General features: G+C 33.1%; 17 protein-coding genes. All 17 read left to right on the top strand.

Annotated elements, in window-relative coordinates; all coding sequences use genetic code 11:
• Positions 1–104: 104 nt before the first annotated feature.
• Positions 105–1,796, top strand: coding sequence for a PSP1 domain-containing protein (ricT, locus tag MARIT_RS01200; RefSeq protein WP_100210548.1), 1,692 nt, complete (start codon positions 105–107; stop codon positions 1,794–1,796).
• A complete protein-coding gene (locus MARIT_RS01195) occupies positions 1,789–2,274 on the top strand; it encodes a gliding motility lipoprotein GldH (protein ID WP_100210547.1) in 486 nt (161 codons plus the stop codon). The genes ricT and MARIT_RS01195 overlap by 8 nt, the downstream gene beginning before the upstream one ends.
• 6 nt (positions 2,275–2,280) lie before the next feature.
• Positions 2,281–4,581 (top strand): penicillin-binding protein 1A, encoded by a 2,301-nt coding sequence (locus MARIT_RS01190; RefSeq protein ID WP_100210546.1) that lies wholly within the window; start codon positions 2,281–2,283, stop codon positions 4,579–4,581.
• 29 nt (positions 4,582–4,610) lie between these two features.
• Positions 4,611–5,312 (top strand): CoA transferase subunit A, encoded by a 702-nt coding sequence (locus tag MARIT_RS01185; protein ID WP_024740277.1) that lies wholly within the window; start codon positions 4,611–4,613, stop codon positions 5,310–5,312.
• A 289-nt stretch (positions 5,313–5,601) separates the two neighbouring features.
• Entirely contained in the window at positions 5,602–6,255 is a 654-nt protein-coding gene (locus MARIT_RS01180; protein WP_024740278.1) for a 3-oxoacid CoA-transferase subunit B, read from the top strand.
• Between the two features lie 89 nt (positions 6,256–6,344).
• Positions 6,345–7,106, top strand: a complete 762-nt coding sequence (locus MARIT_RS01175; RefSeq protein ID WP_024740279.1) for an exodeoxyribonuclease III — start codon at positions 6,345–6,347, stop codon at positions 7,104–7,106.
• Complete coding sequence (locus MARIT_RS01170) at positions 7,107–8,594, top strand: lytic transglycosylase domain-containing protein (protein ID WP_100210545.1); 1,488 nt, start codon at positions 7,107–7,109, stop codon at positions 8,592–8,594. It abuts the gene before it with no gap.
• A 3-nt stretch (positions 8,595–8,597) separates the two neighbouring features.
• The gene (locus tag MARIT_RS01165; protein ID WP_024740281.1) at positions 8,598–9,587 is read left to right on the top strand and encodes a DUF4837 family protein; all 990 of its coding nucleotides are present in this window, start codon (positions 8,598–8,600) and stop codon (positions 9,585–9,587) included.
• Between the two features lie 305 nt (positions 9,588–9,892).
• On the top strand, positions 9,893–12,109 hold the full coding sequence (gene porW, locus MARIT_RS01160; protein ID WP_100210544.1) for a type IX secretion system periplasmic lipoprotein PorW/SprE: 2,217 nt from the start codon (positions 9,893–9,895) through the stop codon (positions 12,107–12,109).
• Between the two features lie 18 nt (positions 12,110–12,127).
• A complete protein-coding gene (locus MARIT_RS01155; protein ID WP_024740283.1) occupies positions 12,128–12,535 on the top strand; it encodes a bactofilin family protein in 408 nt (135 codons plus the stop codon).
• Positions 12,504–12,734: an AtpZ/AtpI family protein gene (locus MARIT_RS01150; protein ID WP_100210543.1), complete on the top strand. Its 231-nt coding sequence runs from the start codon at positions 12,504–12,506 to the stop codon at positions 12,732–12,734. The genes MARIT_RS01155 and MARIT_RS01150 overlap by 32 nt, the downstream gene beginning before the upstream one ends.
• Positions 12,727–13,107, top strand: a complete 381-nt coding sequence (locus MARIT_RS01145) for a DUF6168 family protein (protein WP_197706280.1) — start codon at positions 12,727–12,729, stop codon at positions 13,105–13,107. Before MARIT_RS01150 ends, MARIT_RS01145 begins: the two co-directional genes overlap by 8 nt.
• A 137-nt stretch (positions 13,108–13,244) precedes the next feature.
• Positions 13,245–14,363, top strand: a complete 1,119-nt coding sequence (gene atpB / locus MARIT_RS01140; RefSeq protein ID WP_100211980.1) for a F0F1 ATP synthase subunit A — start codon at positions 13,245–13,247, stop codon at positions 14,361–14,363.
• A gap of 46 nt (positions 14,364–14,409) precedes the next feature.
• Positions 14,410–14,598: an ATP synthase F0 subunit C gene (atpE, locus tag MARIT_RS01135; RefSeq protein WP_004569351.1), complete on the top strand. Its 189-nt coding sequence runs from the start codon at positions 14,410–14,412 to the stop codon at positions 14,596–14,598.
• A gap of 103 nt (positions 14,599–14,701) precedes the next feature.
• Positions 14,702–15,199, top strand: a complete 498-nt coding sequence (locus tag MARIT_RS01130) for a F0F1 ATP synthase subunit B (RefSeq protein ID WP_024740286.1) — start codon at positions 14,702–14,704, stop codon at positions 15,197–15,199.
• Positions 15,200–15,206: 7 nt separating this feature from the next.
• Positions 15,207–15,764, top strand: coding sequence for an ATP synthase F1 subunit delta (gene atpH, locus MARIT_RS01125; RefSeq protein ID WP_024740287.1), 558 nt, complete (start codon positions 15,207–15,209; stop codon positions 15,762–15,764).
• A 21-nt stretch (positions 15,765–15,785) separates the two neighbouring features.
• Entirely contained in the window at positions 15,786–17,366 is a 1,581-nt protein-coding gene (gene atpA / locus MARIT_RS01120) for a F0F1 ATP synthase subunit alpha (protein ID WP_024740288.1), read from the top strand.
• The last annotated feature ends 45 nt before the right edge of the window (positions 17,367–17,411 follow it).

Here is a 17,411-nt window from a genome sequence, read left to right as displayed (position 1 = left end):
GAGAACACAAACTCTATCTAACTAAAAATCAATAAACAAAAAGTATTTTTTTGATACTGGAACTTTATACAGGTTTAAAAAACTACTTAAAAATATATATTTATATGAGTTGTAGCAGTTGCTCAACCAACAAAAACGGTATCCCAAACGGATGCAAAAGCAATGGAAATTGCGCTAGTGGAACATGTGGAAGTGGAAATAAACTAGCTGTTTTTGATTGGTTATCAAATATGACTTTGCCAACAGGTGAAGCTCCTTTCAATATTTATGAAGTCCGATTTAAAAATGGACGCAAACATTTCTTTAAAAACACTGAAAATCTAACGCTTTCTATGGGAGATATCATTGCTGTAGAGTGTACCTCTGGGCATGATATTGGAATTATTTCTTTAAGTGGAGAATTGGTAAAGGTTCAGATGAAAAAAAGAAAGGTTTCAGAAGATAGCGATGATGTCAAAAAAATATATCGAAAAGCCTCTCAAAAAGATATTGACATCTGGCAAAATGCCCGTGAAAAGGAATTAGAAACACAAAGAAAAGGAAGAGAAATCATTAGCCGCTTAGGTTTAAAAATGAAATTATCCGATGTAGAATATCAAGGTGATGGAAACAAAGCTACCTTTTATTATACTGCTGATGACCGAGTAGATTTTCGTCAATTAATTAGAGACTTAGCAAGTACCTTTTCTATTCGTGTTGAAATGAAACAAGTAGGAATGCGTCAAGAGGCTGCTCGTTTAGGTGGAGTTGGCTCTTGCGGTAGAGAACTCTGTTGCTCTACTTGGCTTACGGACTTTAGAAAGGTAAATACTGCCGCTGCTCGTTACCAACAACTATCATTGAATCCTCTGAAACTTGCAGGGCAATGTGGAAAATTAAAATGCTGTTTAAACTTTGAGCTAGATACTTACTTAGATGCTTTAAAAGCATTTCCTAAACAAGATGTACTACTAAAAACAGAAAAAGGAGATGCCGCCTTCGTAAAAATGGACATCTTTAAAAAATTACTTTGGTACACTTATAAAGAAGAACGTTCAAAATGGTTCAAGCTTTCTTTAGATCAAGTTCATGAAATTATTGAATTAAATAAAAATAAAGAAGTTTCTTCTCCGTTAGAAGATTATGAAGCTGAGATTGTAGAGGAAGTAAAAGAAGACTTCGAAAATGTTGTTGGCCAAGATAGTTTAACTCGTTTTGATACTCCTAAAAAATCTCGTAGAAATAAAAGAAATAAAAAAGGGAATGTAAAAAACACAGCAGCTAATCATCGTAAAGCTCCTAAGGAAAAAACTACTTCCATAAAAAAAGTATCTGACGCACCTAATGATAGTTCGAAAGGAAACTCTAAAAGAAATGCAAGGCCTAAAAAGCGTTCAGAGAATATAGAAAAAAAACAATCAGTAAACACAAAACAAAAACAAGAGAAAAAAATAGCAACGAATCCTAATCAACAAAAAAACAAAAGATCCGTTGTAAATCAAGAGAAAAAAGGAACGCAAAAAAAACAACAGATAACTCCAAAACAAAAACAAGAGAAAAAAACTGGAGCAAATAGCAGCCAGCAGAAGCAACGACCAGTAAAACAACAACAAGAAAAAAAAACTGGAAATAAAAAACAACAACCTTCAGCAAAGCAGGGAAGAAAAACCGGACAAAATATTCCACAAAAACAACGACCAGCAAAGCAAAGTCAAGAAAAAAAAGTAGAAGGTAAAAATACCTTGCCAAAAACAAAGCCTAGAAAAAAATCTAGTCATAAACCAAGAGAAAATAAAGATCAAAGAAGCAATGGATAAATCATATGTTATTTTATTAATTCTTTTTATATATTCTTTTAGTTCATGCGATTCTAAAAGAATATATGACTCTTACAGTCCTATTCCTGAAGAAAAATGGAAAAAAAACAGTCCTATTTCCTTTAGTTTTTCAGCATCGGATACGCTTACCCCTAAAAATTTGTTTATCAATATAAGAAACAATAATGAATACTCTTTTAGTAATCTATTTTTAATTACTAAAATGACTTTTCCTGACGGACAAAAAATAACGGATACTTTGGAATATGAAATGACAGATCCTACAGGGCGTTTTTTAGGGCAAGGATTCTCAGACATTAAAGAAAACAAACTTTTTTATAAAGAAAATATCGTATTTCCAAAATTAGGAAACTACACCATAGACATTTATCAATCCATGCGAAAAAATGGAGCTATTAACGGTGTTATTGAACTAGAAGGAATTACAGATGTAGGCTTTCGAATCGAAAAAAATTAATATCACATGACAAAAGAAACAACAACAAATTTTACAAAATATGTCAAATGGTTTTGGCTAATAATTTTAGGTGGATTATCTTCAATAACCTTAATGTTCTTACTTGCTTCTTGGGGAGCTTTTGGTCCATTACCTTCTTTTGAAGAATTAGAAAACCCCAAAAGTGATTTGGCTACCGAAGTCATTTCTTCAGACGGAAAAACATTAGGAAAATATTATATAAAAGCCAATAGAACCCCTATACAGTATAAGGATCTCTCTAAAAACTTGGTAGATGCCTTAGTAGCTACCGAAGATGAGCGATTTTATGAGCATTCAGGAATAGATTTTAGAGGCACTGCTAGAGCTGTAGTTAATTTTGGAAGAAAAGGAGGCGCTAGTACTATCACCCAGCAGTTAGCTAAAAACCTTTTTCACAAAAGAGAAAACGCAAATATTTTTAAGAAATTAACTCAAAAAATAAAAGAATGGGTAATAGCCATCAAACTAGAGCGTCAATACACAAAACCTGAAATCATTTCAATGTACCTAAATACACAAGGCTTTTTGTTTAACGCTACCGGTATTCGATCTGCCGCACGTATTTATTTTGGTAAAGAACCTAAAGATTTAGACCTGCAAGAATCTGCTATTTTAGTAGCAATGCTAAAAAATCCTCGCCAATACAACCCATATAGAGAACGCTCAAAAAAGAAATCTTTACAACGTAGGAATGTTGTTTTCTCTCAAATGGAAAAAAATGGACTTATTTCTGAAAAAGAAAAAGATTCTCTTCAAAAACTTCCTTTGAAAATAAACTTCACACCTGAGAGCCATAGTGATGGAAATGCTACTTACTTTAGAGAACATCTACGTGATTTCTTAAAAAAATGGGCTAAAGAAAATCCTAAAGCAAATGGTAAACAATACAACATCTATAAAGATGGATTAAAGGTGTATGTAACTATAGATTCTCGTATGCAACAATATGCCGAAGAGGCTGTAAAAGAACATATGGCAAATCTACAACAACATTTTTTCAAAGAGCAAAAAAATAATAAAACAGCTCCTTTTTATGATTTAGAAAAAAAACAAATTAACGGTATTTTGAATAGAGCAAAAAAGAATTCTGAGCGATACAAAAGATTGAAAGCCGCTGGTAAATCAGAAAAAGAAATCAATGCGATATTCAATAAAAAAACTGAAATGCGTGTATTTTCTTGGAAAGGAGATAAAGATACAGTAATGTCTCCCAACGATTCCATCAAATATTACAAGTACTTTTTACGCTCTGGGCTGGTTGCTATTGAGCCACAAACAGGACACATAAAAGCATGGGTTGGCGGTATTAATAATAAGCACTTCAAATATGATGCCGTTGACCAACAAAAACGTCAAGTAGGATCTACATTCAAACCTTTTGTGTATGCTACTGCTATTAATCAATTAAATTTATCTCCTTGCGATAAATTTCCTAATACACTTTATACAATTCCAAAAGGGAAATATGGCATACCAGAAGATTGGACTCCTAAAAACTCTAGTCAAAAATACGGTGGAGAACTTTCTCTAAGAGATGCTTTGGCACAATCTGTAAACGTAATTACGGCTAGACTTATAGATAAAGTTGCTCCAGAAAATGTAGCTCGCTTGGCAAAAGCCTCAGGAATTCAAAGTGAAATACAAGCAAATCCTTCTATTGCATTAGGAGCAGTAGAATTAAAACTCCTAGAAATGGTAAGTGCTTACGCTACTTTTGCAAATAAAGGTTTACGTGTAAGCCCCATGATGATTACTCGTATTGAAGATAAGAATAGAACCATACTTGCACAATTTGTTCCCGAAACACAAGAAGTACTGAGTGAACAATCTGCTTATGTTGTATTAAACCTACTAAAAGGAGTCACCCTCTCCGGTTCAGGGCAAAGACTAAGAACAAACTGGACTACCTTGCCTAAAGTCGTAACTGGCTTCCCTTATAAATTTACCAATCCTATTGCAGGAAAAACAGGAACTACTCAAAACCAATCAGATGGTTGGTTTATGGGAATTGTCCCTAACCTAGCTACCGGAGTCTGGACAGGTGGAGAAGAAAGAGCTACCCACTTTGCTGGTATTTCTAAAGGCCAAGGAGCTACCATGTCGTTACCTTCATGGGCTTTATTTATGCAAAAATGTTACGCAGATAAATCTCTAAATATTAGCAAAGATGATTTTGAAAAACCTTCCAACCTCTCTATCAATATAGATTGCTCTGGGGAAGAACCTTCAGAAGGAGATGGTAAAACAGGGGAAGAAAATAAACAGAATGAAGAAATCGATTTTTAACTCATTAAAAACATAAACACAGCTAAATAATGATTCATAAAAAAGTAAACAATGTACAAGAAGCAACTGCTGGTGTAAAGGACGGAATGACCTTAATGCTTGGAGGCTTCGGTTTATGTGGCATTCCAGAAAATGCTATTGCCGAGTTGGTAAAATTAAATATTAAAAACCTTACCTGTATTTCTAATAATGCAGGAGTAGATGATTTTGGACTAGGTTTATTGCTACAAGGGAAACAAATAAAAAAAATGATTTCTTCTTATGTAGGTGAAAATGATGAATTTGAACGCCAAATGTTATCTGGAGAACTAGAAGTTGAACTAACCCCTCAAGGAACTTTAGCAGAGAAATGTAGAGCAGCGCAAGCTGGCTTTCCTGCTTTTTATACCCCTGCTGGCTACGGTACAGAGGTGGCCGAAGGAAAAGAAACACGTGAATTTGATGGAAAAATGTATGTTTTAGAACCTGCTTTTAAAGCAGATTTTGCCTTTGTAAAAGCTTGGAAAGGAGATACCGCAGGAAATTTAATTTTTAAAGGAACCGCTAGAAACTTCAATCCTAATATGTGCGGAGCGGCTACTATAACTGTTGCAGAAGTTGAAGAGCTTGTTCCTGTCGGAGAATTAGACCCAAACCATATTCATATACCAGGAATTTTTGTGCAACGAATTTTTCAAGGAGATCAATACGAAAAAAGAATAGAGCAACGTACTGTCCGTCAACGAAATTAGTTTTCTTGATTCACTTCGAGTGCTTGAGAAACATCTTTTAAGTGCTCTTAATTTTTCAAATAATAACGCTTAAAATAGGTGATTTTTCCTATTGAAAAGCTATCAAAAAAATATTTCAGTTTTAAAAACTAGAAAATCAGAATGGAGCTACTCTTATGCATAATAATAAATACTAGTGTAGTGTTATTCAAATAAAAAATACTAACAGATTTGAACCTAAAACATTAAAAGCCTCTTCATTCAGTAAATAGCTTTTGTTTTTTCAAATCATAAAATTCTCAAATTAAAAATGTTAGACAAAGTAGGAATCGCAAAGCGAATCGCTAAAGAAGTTCAAGACGGCTATTATGTAAATCTAGGAATTGGTATTCCAACGCTAGTTGCTAATTATGTCCGTAATGATATTGAAGTAGAGTTCCAAAGTGAAAACGGAGTATTAGGAATGGGGCCTTTTCCTTTCGAAGGAGACGAAGATGCTGATATCATCAATGCAGGAAAACAAACTATTACCACAATGCCTGGCGCTAGTTTCTTTGATTCTGCTACAAGCTTTTCTATGATCCGTGGAAAACATGTTGATTTAACTATTTTAGGAGCAATGGAAGTTGCTGAAAATGGTGATATTGCGAATTGGAAAATTCCTGGAAAAATGGTAAAAGGCATGGGGGGAGCTATGGATTTAGTTGCTTCTGCCGAAAACATCATTGTTGCAATGATGCATACAAATAAACGAGGAGAATCAAAAATACTAAAAAGATGCTCTTTACCGCTAACAGGTGTAGGGTGTGTTACTAAAGTTGTTACCAACCTAGCTGTTCTAGAAGTAAAAGACAATGCATTTCACTTGCTAGAAAGAGCTCCCGGTGTTACTATTCAGGAAATACAAAATGCTACGGAAGGAACCTTGATCATCAATGGAGAAATTCCTGAAATGCACCTATAAACTAGTCATAAATCAACAAAAATTTAATAAGATTCCTACCATTTTGGGGATCTTATTTAAAGGATTTTTCTTACAAAAACAGTAAACTTGTGAAAATAATATCGTATAACGTAAATGGCATTAGAGCTGCTTTAAAAAAAGGGTTTATAAACTGGCTGCAATCAGCTAGCCCTGATGTAATTTGCATCCAAGAAACCAAAGCTCATAAAGAGCAACTAGATTTAACTGAATTTGAAAATGCAGGATATCCTTATCAATATTGGTTTTCTGCGCAAAAAAAAGGATATTCGTCAGTAGCCATTTTTTGTAAAGAAAAGCCTAATCATGTTGAATACGGTACAGGAATAGAAGCTATGGATTTTGAAGGAAGAAATCTTCGTGTTGATTTTGATGATGTTTCTATCATGAGTTTATATCTTCCTTCTGGAACTAATTCCGAAAGACTCGATTTTAAATTTAGCTATATGGATCAATTTCAAGAATATATTAATGAGCTAAAAAATGACATTCCGAATTTAGTAATCTGCGGAGATTATAATATTTGTCATGAAGCTATAGATATTCACAATCCAAAAATGAAAGGAGTTTCTGGTTTTTTACCAGAAGAACGCGAATGGATTGGTAATTTCATCAACAATGGCTTTATAGATAGCTTCCGATATCTAAATAAAGATATTCAACAATATTCTTGGTGGAGCTATAGAGCTAATTCTAGAGCAAACAACAAAGGTTGGCGTTTAGACTACGCTATGGTTGCTCAATCTTTAGAAGATAAAATTACAAGAGCTTATATTTTACCTGAAGCCAAACACTCAGATCATTGTCCAATAGCCGTTGAACTCGATTTATAAATGAACAAACTATATATACTACTACTCTTATTTTCTTCTGGAATTTTTTCTCAAAATGATTCTATTCCTGAAGGCACTATTCTCAATGCTAAAAAAACAGCTTCCCAAACTCCCTTTTCAGATGACGACATTAAGTTAATTGATAGCTTATTAGTGGATGCAAAATTTGAATCTACCTTATATGACAGCATCCAATATGTCATTAACGATAAAGATATTATTGGAGAAATGAAGCCTTTATTATCTAGTGAATTACTAAAAAAAAGACTTCATAAATTAAATAAAACGACTCCGTTTAACTTAAACTATAATCCTGCTTTAGAAAAAGTAATTCATAATTATTTAAAATATAGAAGCAAATACTACCCTGCTTTAATGGGAAATGCACAGTATTATTTCCCTATGTTTGAAAAGCACCTAGATCAATACAACATTCCCTTAGAGATGAAGTATTTAGCAATTGTTGAATCTACCTTAAACCCTAAAGCTAGATCAAGAGCTGGAGCAACTGGACTATGGCAGTTTATGTACAATACTGGAAAGCAATTTGACTTGAATGTTAACTCTTACATTGATGAAAGGCAAGATCCTATAAAATCGACTATAGCCGCTTGCAAATACTTAAGCCAACTATACAAAACTTTTGGAGATTGGAATTTAGCTTTAGCAGCTTATAACTCAGGCCCTGGGAATGTCTTAAAAGCTATAAAGCGTTCAGGCGGTTACAAAAACTACTGGAATATTCGTCCTTTTTTACCAACAGAAACGGCAGGCTATGTTCCTGCTTTCTACGCTACAATGTACATTTTCCAATATGCTTCTGAACACAACATATATCCTGACCCTCCTCAAATATTTAATTTTCAAACAGATACTATTCATATTAAAAGAACTGTTTCTTTTGATCAAATTGTAGAAAAAATAAAATTGGATGAAGATTTATTGGCTTTTTTGAATCCTGAATATAAATTAAATATCATTCCTCATGTTAAAGGAAAAAATTATGCAGTAAGGCTTCCTAGGAAAAACATGATAGACTTCTTAAATAAAGAAGAAGAGTTATACGCCTTAGCCGATGCAGATGATGCTAACAGAGAAAAACCTTTGCCTAAGTTTTTTGAAATGGACAAGGCGGTACGCTACCGAGTACGAAGCGGTGATTTCTTAGGGAAAATAGCTCTTAAATTCGGAGTAAGAGTTAAAGATATCAAACGATGGAACAATTTACGTAGCAACCGATTAAAAATAGGACAACGATTAAGTATTCATTCTAAAAAATTAAGTACTGTTAAATTGGATTCCAAACGTAAAAAAACTACACTTCCTAAAGGTAGTTATGAGTTATACACCATCAAAGAAGGAGACTCCCTTTGGATTATTTCAAGGAAATACCCCGAAGTTTCTGTTGAGCAAATCAAAAAATGGAACAATATTTGGAGTGTTAAAAAATTAAAGCCAGGTACAAAACTTAAAATATTTAAAGGTTAAAACATGAAAAGACTATTATTATTTATTATTGCAATACCTTTCTTATTAACATCCTGTAAACAAGGTAAAGGTGAATTAATATTACCAACATCTACTGGAAACACCAATAAAATCATGGTAGTCATAAAAGGGAACGAATGGCTAGGAAAAATAGGTGATGAAATAAGAACTGTATTTGGTGAGCATCAGGTTGGACTTCCTCAACCAGAAACATTACTATCCGTTAGTCAAATAGATCCATCAGGTTTTATAAAATTTATACGAAACGGAAAGGCAATCCTATTCGTTCAAAAAGGAGAACAAGAAGGAATTATAATTAAAAAAAATCAGTATGCAGCTCCTCAAATATTGGTGTATGTAACAGCAAAGGATAACGAAGGTCTTATTAACCTAATTAGAAATAGAGGGAAAGAAATCATTAAAATTTTTAAAGATGAAGATATCAAATTCATTCAAAATATATTTAAGAAAGAACGGTTAGATGACACTTCTTTTAAAACATTGCAAAACTTAAACATCACATTAGATATTCCTGATAGATACAATAAAGTTGACGATACTGGCAATTTTTTATGGCTACGTCAACATTTAAAAAGTGGTATTGCAAGAGGTGATGGAAGTAACAATATACTTGTATATTCAGTTCCTCTTAAGAATGGAAAAAAAATAGCCGATGCCATTACGGCTACTAGAGATAGTATCGGAGAAAAACATATTCCTGGAAGCAAAGAAGGGATGTATATGATTACTGAACAAGCATATACTCCTTTTACCTATGACACTATGATTGATAACAAAAAGGCTTATGAAACAAGAGGTAAATGGGAGGTTAAAAATGATTTTATGGCCGGTCCTTTTTTAAATTATACTGTAATTGATAAAAAAAACAATCGTCTAATTATTTTTGAAGGGTTTACGTATGCACCATCGATTAATAAAAGGGAATTTTTATTTGAATTAGAAGCTATCGCTAAATCTATGCATATCAAATAATATAAATTTGTTACATAAAAAAAAGCGTCTAAAACAAAAAGTTTTAGGCGCTTTTTTTTATTTTCCGTAAAGAGATTCTCTAAATTCTACTTTTCTGCCTTTCCACTTCAAGGGTACTACATAATAACAATATCTCCAGTTACCTTTTAAAGCTAACTTAAAATTAATACTCTTTTTTGCTTTGGTTATTTCAAATGGTAAGTTGTATAAACACTAAACTTTCATGAATTATTCTTATTTTTACGCTTTTACATACAATAACTGGTATTTATGCTTGTTGTTTGTAATGTAAAAACGTATTTTTTATGAAAAAACTACTTAAAATATTTGTTTTAGCACTTCTCTTTGTTGTTGTTTATTCATGTGGCACAAGAAAAGACACTTTTATCAATCGAAACTTTCATGCTCTAACTACCAAATACAATGTGCTGTTCAATGGAGAACAAGCATATTTACAAGGGTTAAAAGAAGTCAATGATAAGCACCAAGATAATTATTGGAAACGTTTACAAATTGAACCTATTACCTTTAACGAAAAGGAAATCGCAGCGCCTGTTTTCAATGCCGATGATGACGATGATAACGAAAATAAAGCACCTACTCCTTTTGAAAAGGCCGAAGAAAAAGCCGTCAAAGCTGTTCAAAAACACTCCATGAACATCAATGGCTATGAAAAAAACCGTCAAATAGACGATGCTTATTTTTTATTAGGTAAATCACGTTACTACACACAACGTTTTATTCCTGCTATTGAAGCCTTTAATTATATTATTTCAAATTACCCAAATGCCAATCTTATCAACCAAACTAAAATATGGAGAGCTAAAACAAATATTAGGTTAGACAATGAAAAGCTCGCCATTGAATCATTAAAGCTTTTAATTCATGTTGATAAAAATGAAAAAGAGCTTCCTGATGCTATAAAAGAAGAAGCACATACAGCAATGGCAATGGCCTATGAAAAAACAGATACCATTCAGAAAGTTATAAAACACTTAACCAAAGCCACTAGAACTAGAAAAAACAAAGAACAAGCAGCTAGGAATTTGTTTGTACTAGGTCAAATTTATAGCCAATTAGACCGAAAAGATTCTTCCAGAATGGTTTTTAAAAAATTAGCGGACTTCAAAAAAGCCCCTCGTAAATATCGTATTCATGCGAATATTGAACTCGTTAAAAATTTCGATCAAAAAACTTCTTCTACCCCCTTAATAAGGCGACTTGAAGGACTTATACAAAATATAGATAATAGAAAGTTTCTTCATGAGTTATATTATCAAATTGCTACTTTGGAAGAAAATAGAGACAGCATGAGCAGGGCTATCAAGTATTATCAAAAATCACTTGCTGCTAAAAACAATAACGATTACCAAAAAACATTTGCTTATGAAAAACTAGGGAACATTTCTTTTGATAAAGGAGCTTACTTAAAGGCAGGTGCTTATTATGACAGTGTTTTAAAAGTAACACCTAAAGAATTCCTTAATGAAAAACGTATTCGAAGAATTGCACGAAAAAACCGAGGATTAACTACCCTGAAAAAATATGAAGATATCGTTAAAAACAATGATAGTATTCTTCAAATAGTATCTTTATCCGAAGACGAACGAATTCGTTATTTTGAATCTTATATTGAAAAATTAAAATTAGCTGATAAAGAACGACAACAGCAACTCCTAAATTCTCAAAACTTTGGAAATGCATTTGGAGGAGCGAGTTCCATAAGTAACAACAATGCTGGAAAATGGTATTTTTACAGCTCACAAACAAAAGCTTTTGGTTCTGTGGAGTTTAAAAAGACCTGGGGAAACCGCCCTCTAGAAGACAACTGGCGTTGGTCTGAAAAAGCTACAATTAATAGTGATCGAGAACAAATTGACGCGACCAATGAAAACCAGAAAAAGTACGACGTCTCAACATATTTAGAAAAAATACCTAAAGATCAAAAAGAAATTAACAATCTGATTTCAGAAAGAAATGACGCTTTATATCAATTAGGATTAATATACAAAGAACAGTTCAAAAATGCAGAATTAGCTATTCAAAATTTAGAAAAACTAAATGATATTAGCACTGATAAGAATTTAGAGCTTCCTATTACTTATCATTTATACCAAATATATTTAGAAAAAGGGCTCACCGAAAAAGCAGATGCTGCTAGGAATATTATTCTAAAAAAATATCCCGAAACAACATTCGCTCAAATCATACAATTTCCTAACAAAAAAGTCACTGGAAATCAAAAGGATGCTACAGAAATAACTAAAAAATACAAAGAATTATATTACCTATACAAAGAAAATAAATTCGAAGAAGTTGTTAATGGCATAGAGAATTTATCAACAACTAGTAATAACTCAAATTTAATTCCTAAATTAGCTCTGTTAAAAGCACTCTCTATAGGTAAATATAAAGATAAGGAGACCTATAAAAAGGCTTTGAACTTTGTTGCTTTAAGTTACGCTAACACAGAAGAGGGTAAAAAAGCACAAGAAATTATTGAACGTTTAAACAAAAAATAACTCCCAAATCCTAATAAAATGTTTAGTAAAGAAACTAAAAAACCAGGTGACAAAAAAATCGTAGAAAGAAATATTATAGGAAAAAACACTAAAATTATCGGAGATATCATTTCTGAAGGTGATTTTAGACTAGATGGAACTTTAGAAGGAACCATTAAAACAGACGGTAGAGTAATCATAGGAAATGATGGTTATATCAAAGGAAAAGTAGAGTGTGCAAATGCCGATATTGAAGGAAAATTCTCTGGAGAATTAATAGTTTCCAATACCCTTAGCATCAAATCAAATGCTAATATTACAGGAGATGTAGTTATCAGTAAACTTTCTGTAGAACCGGGTGCAACGTTCAATGCTACATGTAGTATGAAAGGAGGCATCAAAGAACTAAAAAAGGATGAGCGAAAACTCCAAGAGAAAACCGCTTAGTAAATACATACGATTTACAGGAATAGCCTTCCAAATAGGAATTACTATTTACGCAGGAAGTTTATTGGGCGAATGGCTAGACAACAAATATCCAAACGAAAATCAACTATACACTAAAATTTGCACACTAATAGCGGTTTTTGCCGCTATGTTTTCTGTGATAAGGCAGGTTACTAAAATTTCTCAAGAAAATGATTAAGAACATATTTCGTTTTCTAATAACAATTGTATTGTTTTTTGTTATTAGCTATTTTTCTCATGAGTATATGGTAACTTCTAACAACAACCTCCTATCTTTCTCTTTATTAAGCTTATATGTTTTTCATGCATTTTCAGCAGTACTCATTTACAGCATCGTTGTTTTAATTTCCGAAAAACTACCCAACCAAGCAGGCTATGCTTACTTAGCTTCCATTTTTTTAAAAATCGGTTTCTTTGTTCTCTTGTTCAAAGCATCTGTCTTTGCCAACGACTCTTTAACTAAAATAGAACGATTTTCCTTGGTCATTCCGCTGTTCCTTTTTCTAATCATCGAAGCCATTGGCGTATCAAAGCTATTGAATAACAAATAGTTTTATTTTACTTCCTTTGTTTTAAGCTTCTATTTAGCTACTTTAAAAACTAAGTTAAAAAACCGTTTGTAGTTTTAATTTATTGTGTACCTTTGCACGGAAATTCAGAGAGCATAAATTCTATATTTATAAAAGGTATGGCGATAGCAAAAAAATCTATCAAGTTTTTAGCATTATTAGCAATAGTATTTACTTCATTTACAGCATTCGCTGGCGGAGGCAATTCTTCTGAAAAAGGAGGACAAATTAATACACCAAAAGACATTAACAACTACATCAAGCATCACTTAGCAGATTCTCACGACTTTGCTTTGTTTTCTTACACAAGTAACGAAGGCAAGCGCAAGCATGTTGGCTTTCCTTTACCCGTTATCGTTTGGACGAGCAAGGGCTTAAGGACTTTTATGTCTTCTGCTTTTCATCATAATGACAATGGTCATGTGATTGTAGAAAAGGGAGGTGTTAAACTGACTAAAATTCATAGTAAAATATACGAGCTAAATGATGGTGCTTCTGAAGTTAGCTTTGACGAAACTCATCATGCCACAAATGCGCATAAGGTATTAGACTTTTCTATCACTAAAAGTGTATTTGGTATGTTATTAGCGGGGATCTTAATATTGTTAGGGTTTGGCTCTTTAGCTAAAAGTTATAAAAAAGGAGCAATTCCTACAGGTTTTGGACGCGTATTAGAACCTTTAGTTTTGTATGTGAGAGATGAAATAGCTAGGCCCAATATTGGAGAAAAGCACTACAGAAAATTCATGGGCTTTTTATTAACTGTATTTTTCTTTATCTGGATATTAAACTTACTAGGTTTAACGCCCATAGGTTTTAATGTAACAGGTCAAATTGCAGTTACAGTATGTTTGGCATTATTTACCTTCTTTATCGTTCAGTTTAGTGGAAATAAAGATTACTGGAAGCATATTTTCTGGATGCCAGGAGTACCTGTTCCTATGAAAATTATTTTAGCTCCAATCGAAGTATTAGGAATGCTTACCAAACCGTTTTCATTACTCATTCGTTTGTTTGCAAATATGACTGCGGGGCACTTTGTAGTAATGAGCTTAATCGCTTTGATGATTACTCTAAAATCACAGTTTGGAGCTGTTGGTTCAACAGGTATTTCATTAGCATTAGCGTTATTTATTTCTGTTATTGAGATTTTAGTAGCGTTTTTACAAGCATTTATTTTTACGATGTTATCATCGTTATTTATCGGAATGGCTGTTGAAGAACATGACCATCATTAATTTAGTAACTAAGAATTTGTTTAATTTAATATAAATCAACACTAGTATGTACAATTTAATTGGAGCAGGATTAATCGTAATCGGAGGAGGAATCGGATTAGGTCAAATTGGAGGAAAAGCAATGGAAGGAATTGCTCGTCAACCTGAGGCTGCTGGTAAAATCCAAACAGCGATGATCATTATCGGAGCATTATTAGAAGGATTAGCATTTGGTGCTTTAATCTTAGGGAAATAATCTCCATAGAAAACAAAGAGAAATACATATTCCTGCAACGGTTGGTTGCAGGATGTATTTCAAAAATTAAACAAAAGAATTAAAATTTTATATAAATAAAGAAATGAATTTATTAGACGATTTTTCACCGGGACTGTTTATCATGCAAGCAGTTATTTTGTTAATCTTAATCTTCTTAATGATTAAATTTGCTTGGAAACCAATCATGGCAGCTTTAACAGAGAGAGAAGAAGGAATTCAAAATGCATTAGATCAAGCAGAAAATGCAAAAAAAGAAATGCAAAATTTGCAAGCTGATAATGATCGTTTATTAAAAGAAGCACGCGCTGAAAGAGATGCCATGATGAAAGAAGCTAGAGAAATTAAAGAAAAGATGATTTCTGATGCTAAAGAAGAAGCGGGTGTTGAAGCTTCAAAAATGATTGAAAGTGCAAAAACAGCTATCCAACAAGAGCAACAAGCTGCAATGGCTCATTTAAAGAAGCAAGTAGCTGATTTATCTATAGGAATTGCGGAAACAATAGTGAAAAAAGAATTAGCTTCACCAACTGAACAAGCAAAATTGGTTGAAGGTATGTTAGAAGAGGTTACTTTAAACTAATCATTTTATGAAAGGAGCAAGACCAGCATTACGTTATGCAAAAGCTATCTTAAATTTAGCTAAAGATTCAGGAGTAGCAACTGAAGTAAATGACAATTTTAACTTAATTGTAAGTACTATCTCTGAAAACGCTGATTTAGATGCAATGCTAAAAAGCCCTGTAATAAAAGCAGCCGATAAAAAAAGAGTTTTAAACGCTCTTTTCGGAGATAAAGTAAATAATGTAGTTAAAGGTTTGTTTGGATTGTTAGAAGACAACAAACGTATGGTTATGTTAGCGTCTATTGCTAAGCAATACGGTGTTATTTACGATTATCATAAAAATATACAGGTAGCTAAAGTTACTACAGCAGTACCTTTAACTAAAGAATTAGAAGAAAAAATACACGCTAAAATTGTAACTCTTACAGGAAATAGCGCTAGTATAGAAAATATTGTAAACCCATCTATTTTAGGAGGGTTTATATTACGTGTTGGAGACGTGCAATACGATGCAAGTATATCTAACCATTTTAATGAATTGAGAAGAGAATTTGACAACAGTCATTACATTCCAAAAATTTAATTATACATCAAATTAGAAAAGATGGCAGCAATTAAACCAGCTGAAGTATCAGCAATTTTAAAGGAACAATTAACAAATTTCGAAGCAAAAGCTACATTAAACGAAGTAGGTACAGTATTACAAGTAGGTGATGGTATTGCTCGTGTTTATGGTTTATCTAATGTACAATATGGAGAGTTAGTAGAGTTCGAAAACGGATTAGAGGGAATCGTATTAAACTTAGAAGAAGATAATGCGGGTGTTGTACTATTAGGAGCTTCAACATCAGTAAGAGAAGGATCTACAGTAAAACGTACTGAGCGTATTGCTTCTTTAAAAGCTGGAGAAGGAATTGTAGGACGTGTAGTAAATACTCTTGGGCAACCTATTGATGGTAAAGGTCCTATTGAAGGAGAAACTTTTGAAATGCCTCTAGAGCGTAAAGCTCCTGGAGTTATTTATAGAGAGCCTGTAACAGAGCCAATGCAAACTGGTATCAAATCTATTGATGCAATGATTCCTGTAGGTCGTGGTCAACGTGAGCTAATCATTGGTGACCGTCAAACAGGTAAATCAACTGTTGCTATTGATACTATCTTAAATCAAAAAGAATTTTATGATGCAGGACAGCCTGTTTATTGTATCTATGTAGCTATCGGTCAAAAGGCTTCTACAGTTGCGGCTATTGCTAACACACTAGAAGAAAAAGGAGCCTTGGCTTATACAACTATCGTTGCTGCAAATGCATCTGATCCTGCACCAATGCAAGTATATGCACCATTTGCAGGGGCTGCTATTGGAGAGTACTTCCGTGATACAGGAAGACCAGCATTAATTATTTATGATGACTTATCAAAGCAAGCGGTAGCTTATCGTGAGGTATCTTTATTATTAAGAAGACCACCAGGACGTGAGGCATATCCTGGAGATGTATTTTACTTACACTCAAGGTTATTAGAACGTGCTGCAAAAGTGATTAATGATGATGCTATCGCTAAAGAAATGAACGATTTACCTAGCTCTTTAAAGAATAAGGTAAAAGGAGGAGGTTCTTTAACGGCATTGCCTATTATTGAAACCCAAGCAGGAGACGTTTCGGCATATATTCCAACAAACGTAATTTCAATTACTGATGGACAAATTTTCTTAGAATCAGATTTATTTAACTCAGGTGTTCGCCCGGCAATTAACGTAGGTATTTCTGTATCTCGTGTTGGGGGTAATGCACAAATTAAATCGATGAAAAAAGTATCTGGTACTTTAAAATTAGATCAAGCTCAATTCCGTGAATTAGAAGCTTTTGCTAAATTTGGTTCTGATTTAGATGCCGCTACAATGAACGTAATTTCAAAAGGTCAACGTAATGTTGAAATATTGAAGCAAGCTCAAAATGATCCTTATACGGTAGAAGATCAAATCGCTATTATTTACGCAGGATCTAAAAACTTGTTAAAAGATGTTCCTGTAAATAAAGTAAAAGAGTTCGAAAGAGATTATTTAGAGTATTTAAATGCAAAGCATAGAGATACTTTAGACACTTTAAAAGCAGGTAAATTAACTGACGAGGCTACCAATACCTTAACTGCTGCTGCTAAAGAAATTTCAGCTAAATTTTCAGCTTAATAAAAGATTTTTAGTATTGAGTATTGAGCGGTAAGTTCTCAATAC

The organism is Tenacibaculum maritimum NCIMB 2154 (assembly GCF_900119795.1).
GTDB classification, from domain to species: Bacteria; Bacteroidota; Bacteroidia; order Flavobacteriales; family Flavobacteriaceae; genus Polaribacter; species Polaribacter maritimus.
Note: the sequence above shows the minus strand (reverse complement) of the source record. Positions and strands in the feature narration are given on the sequence as shown.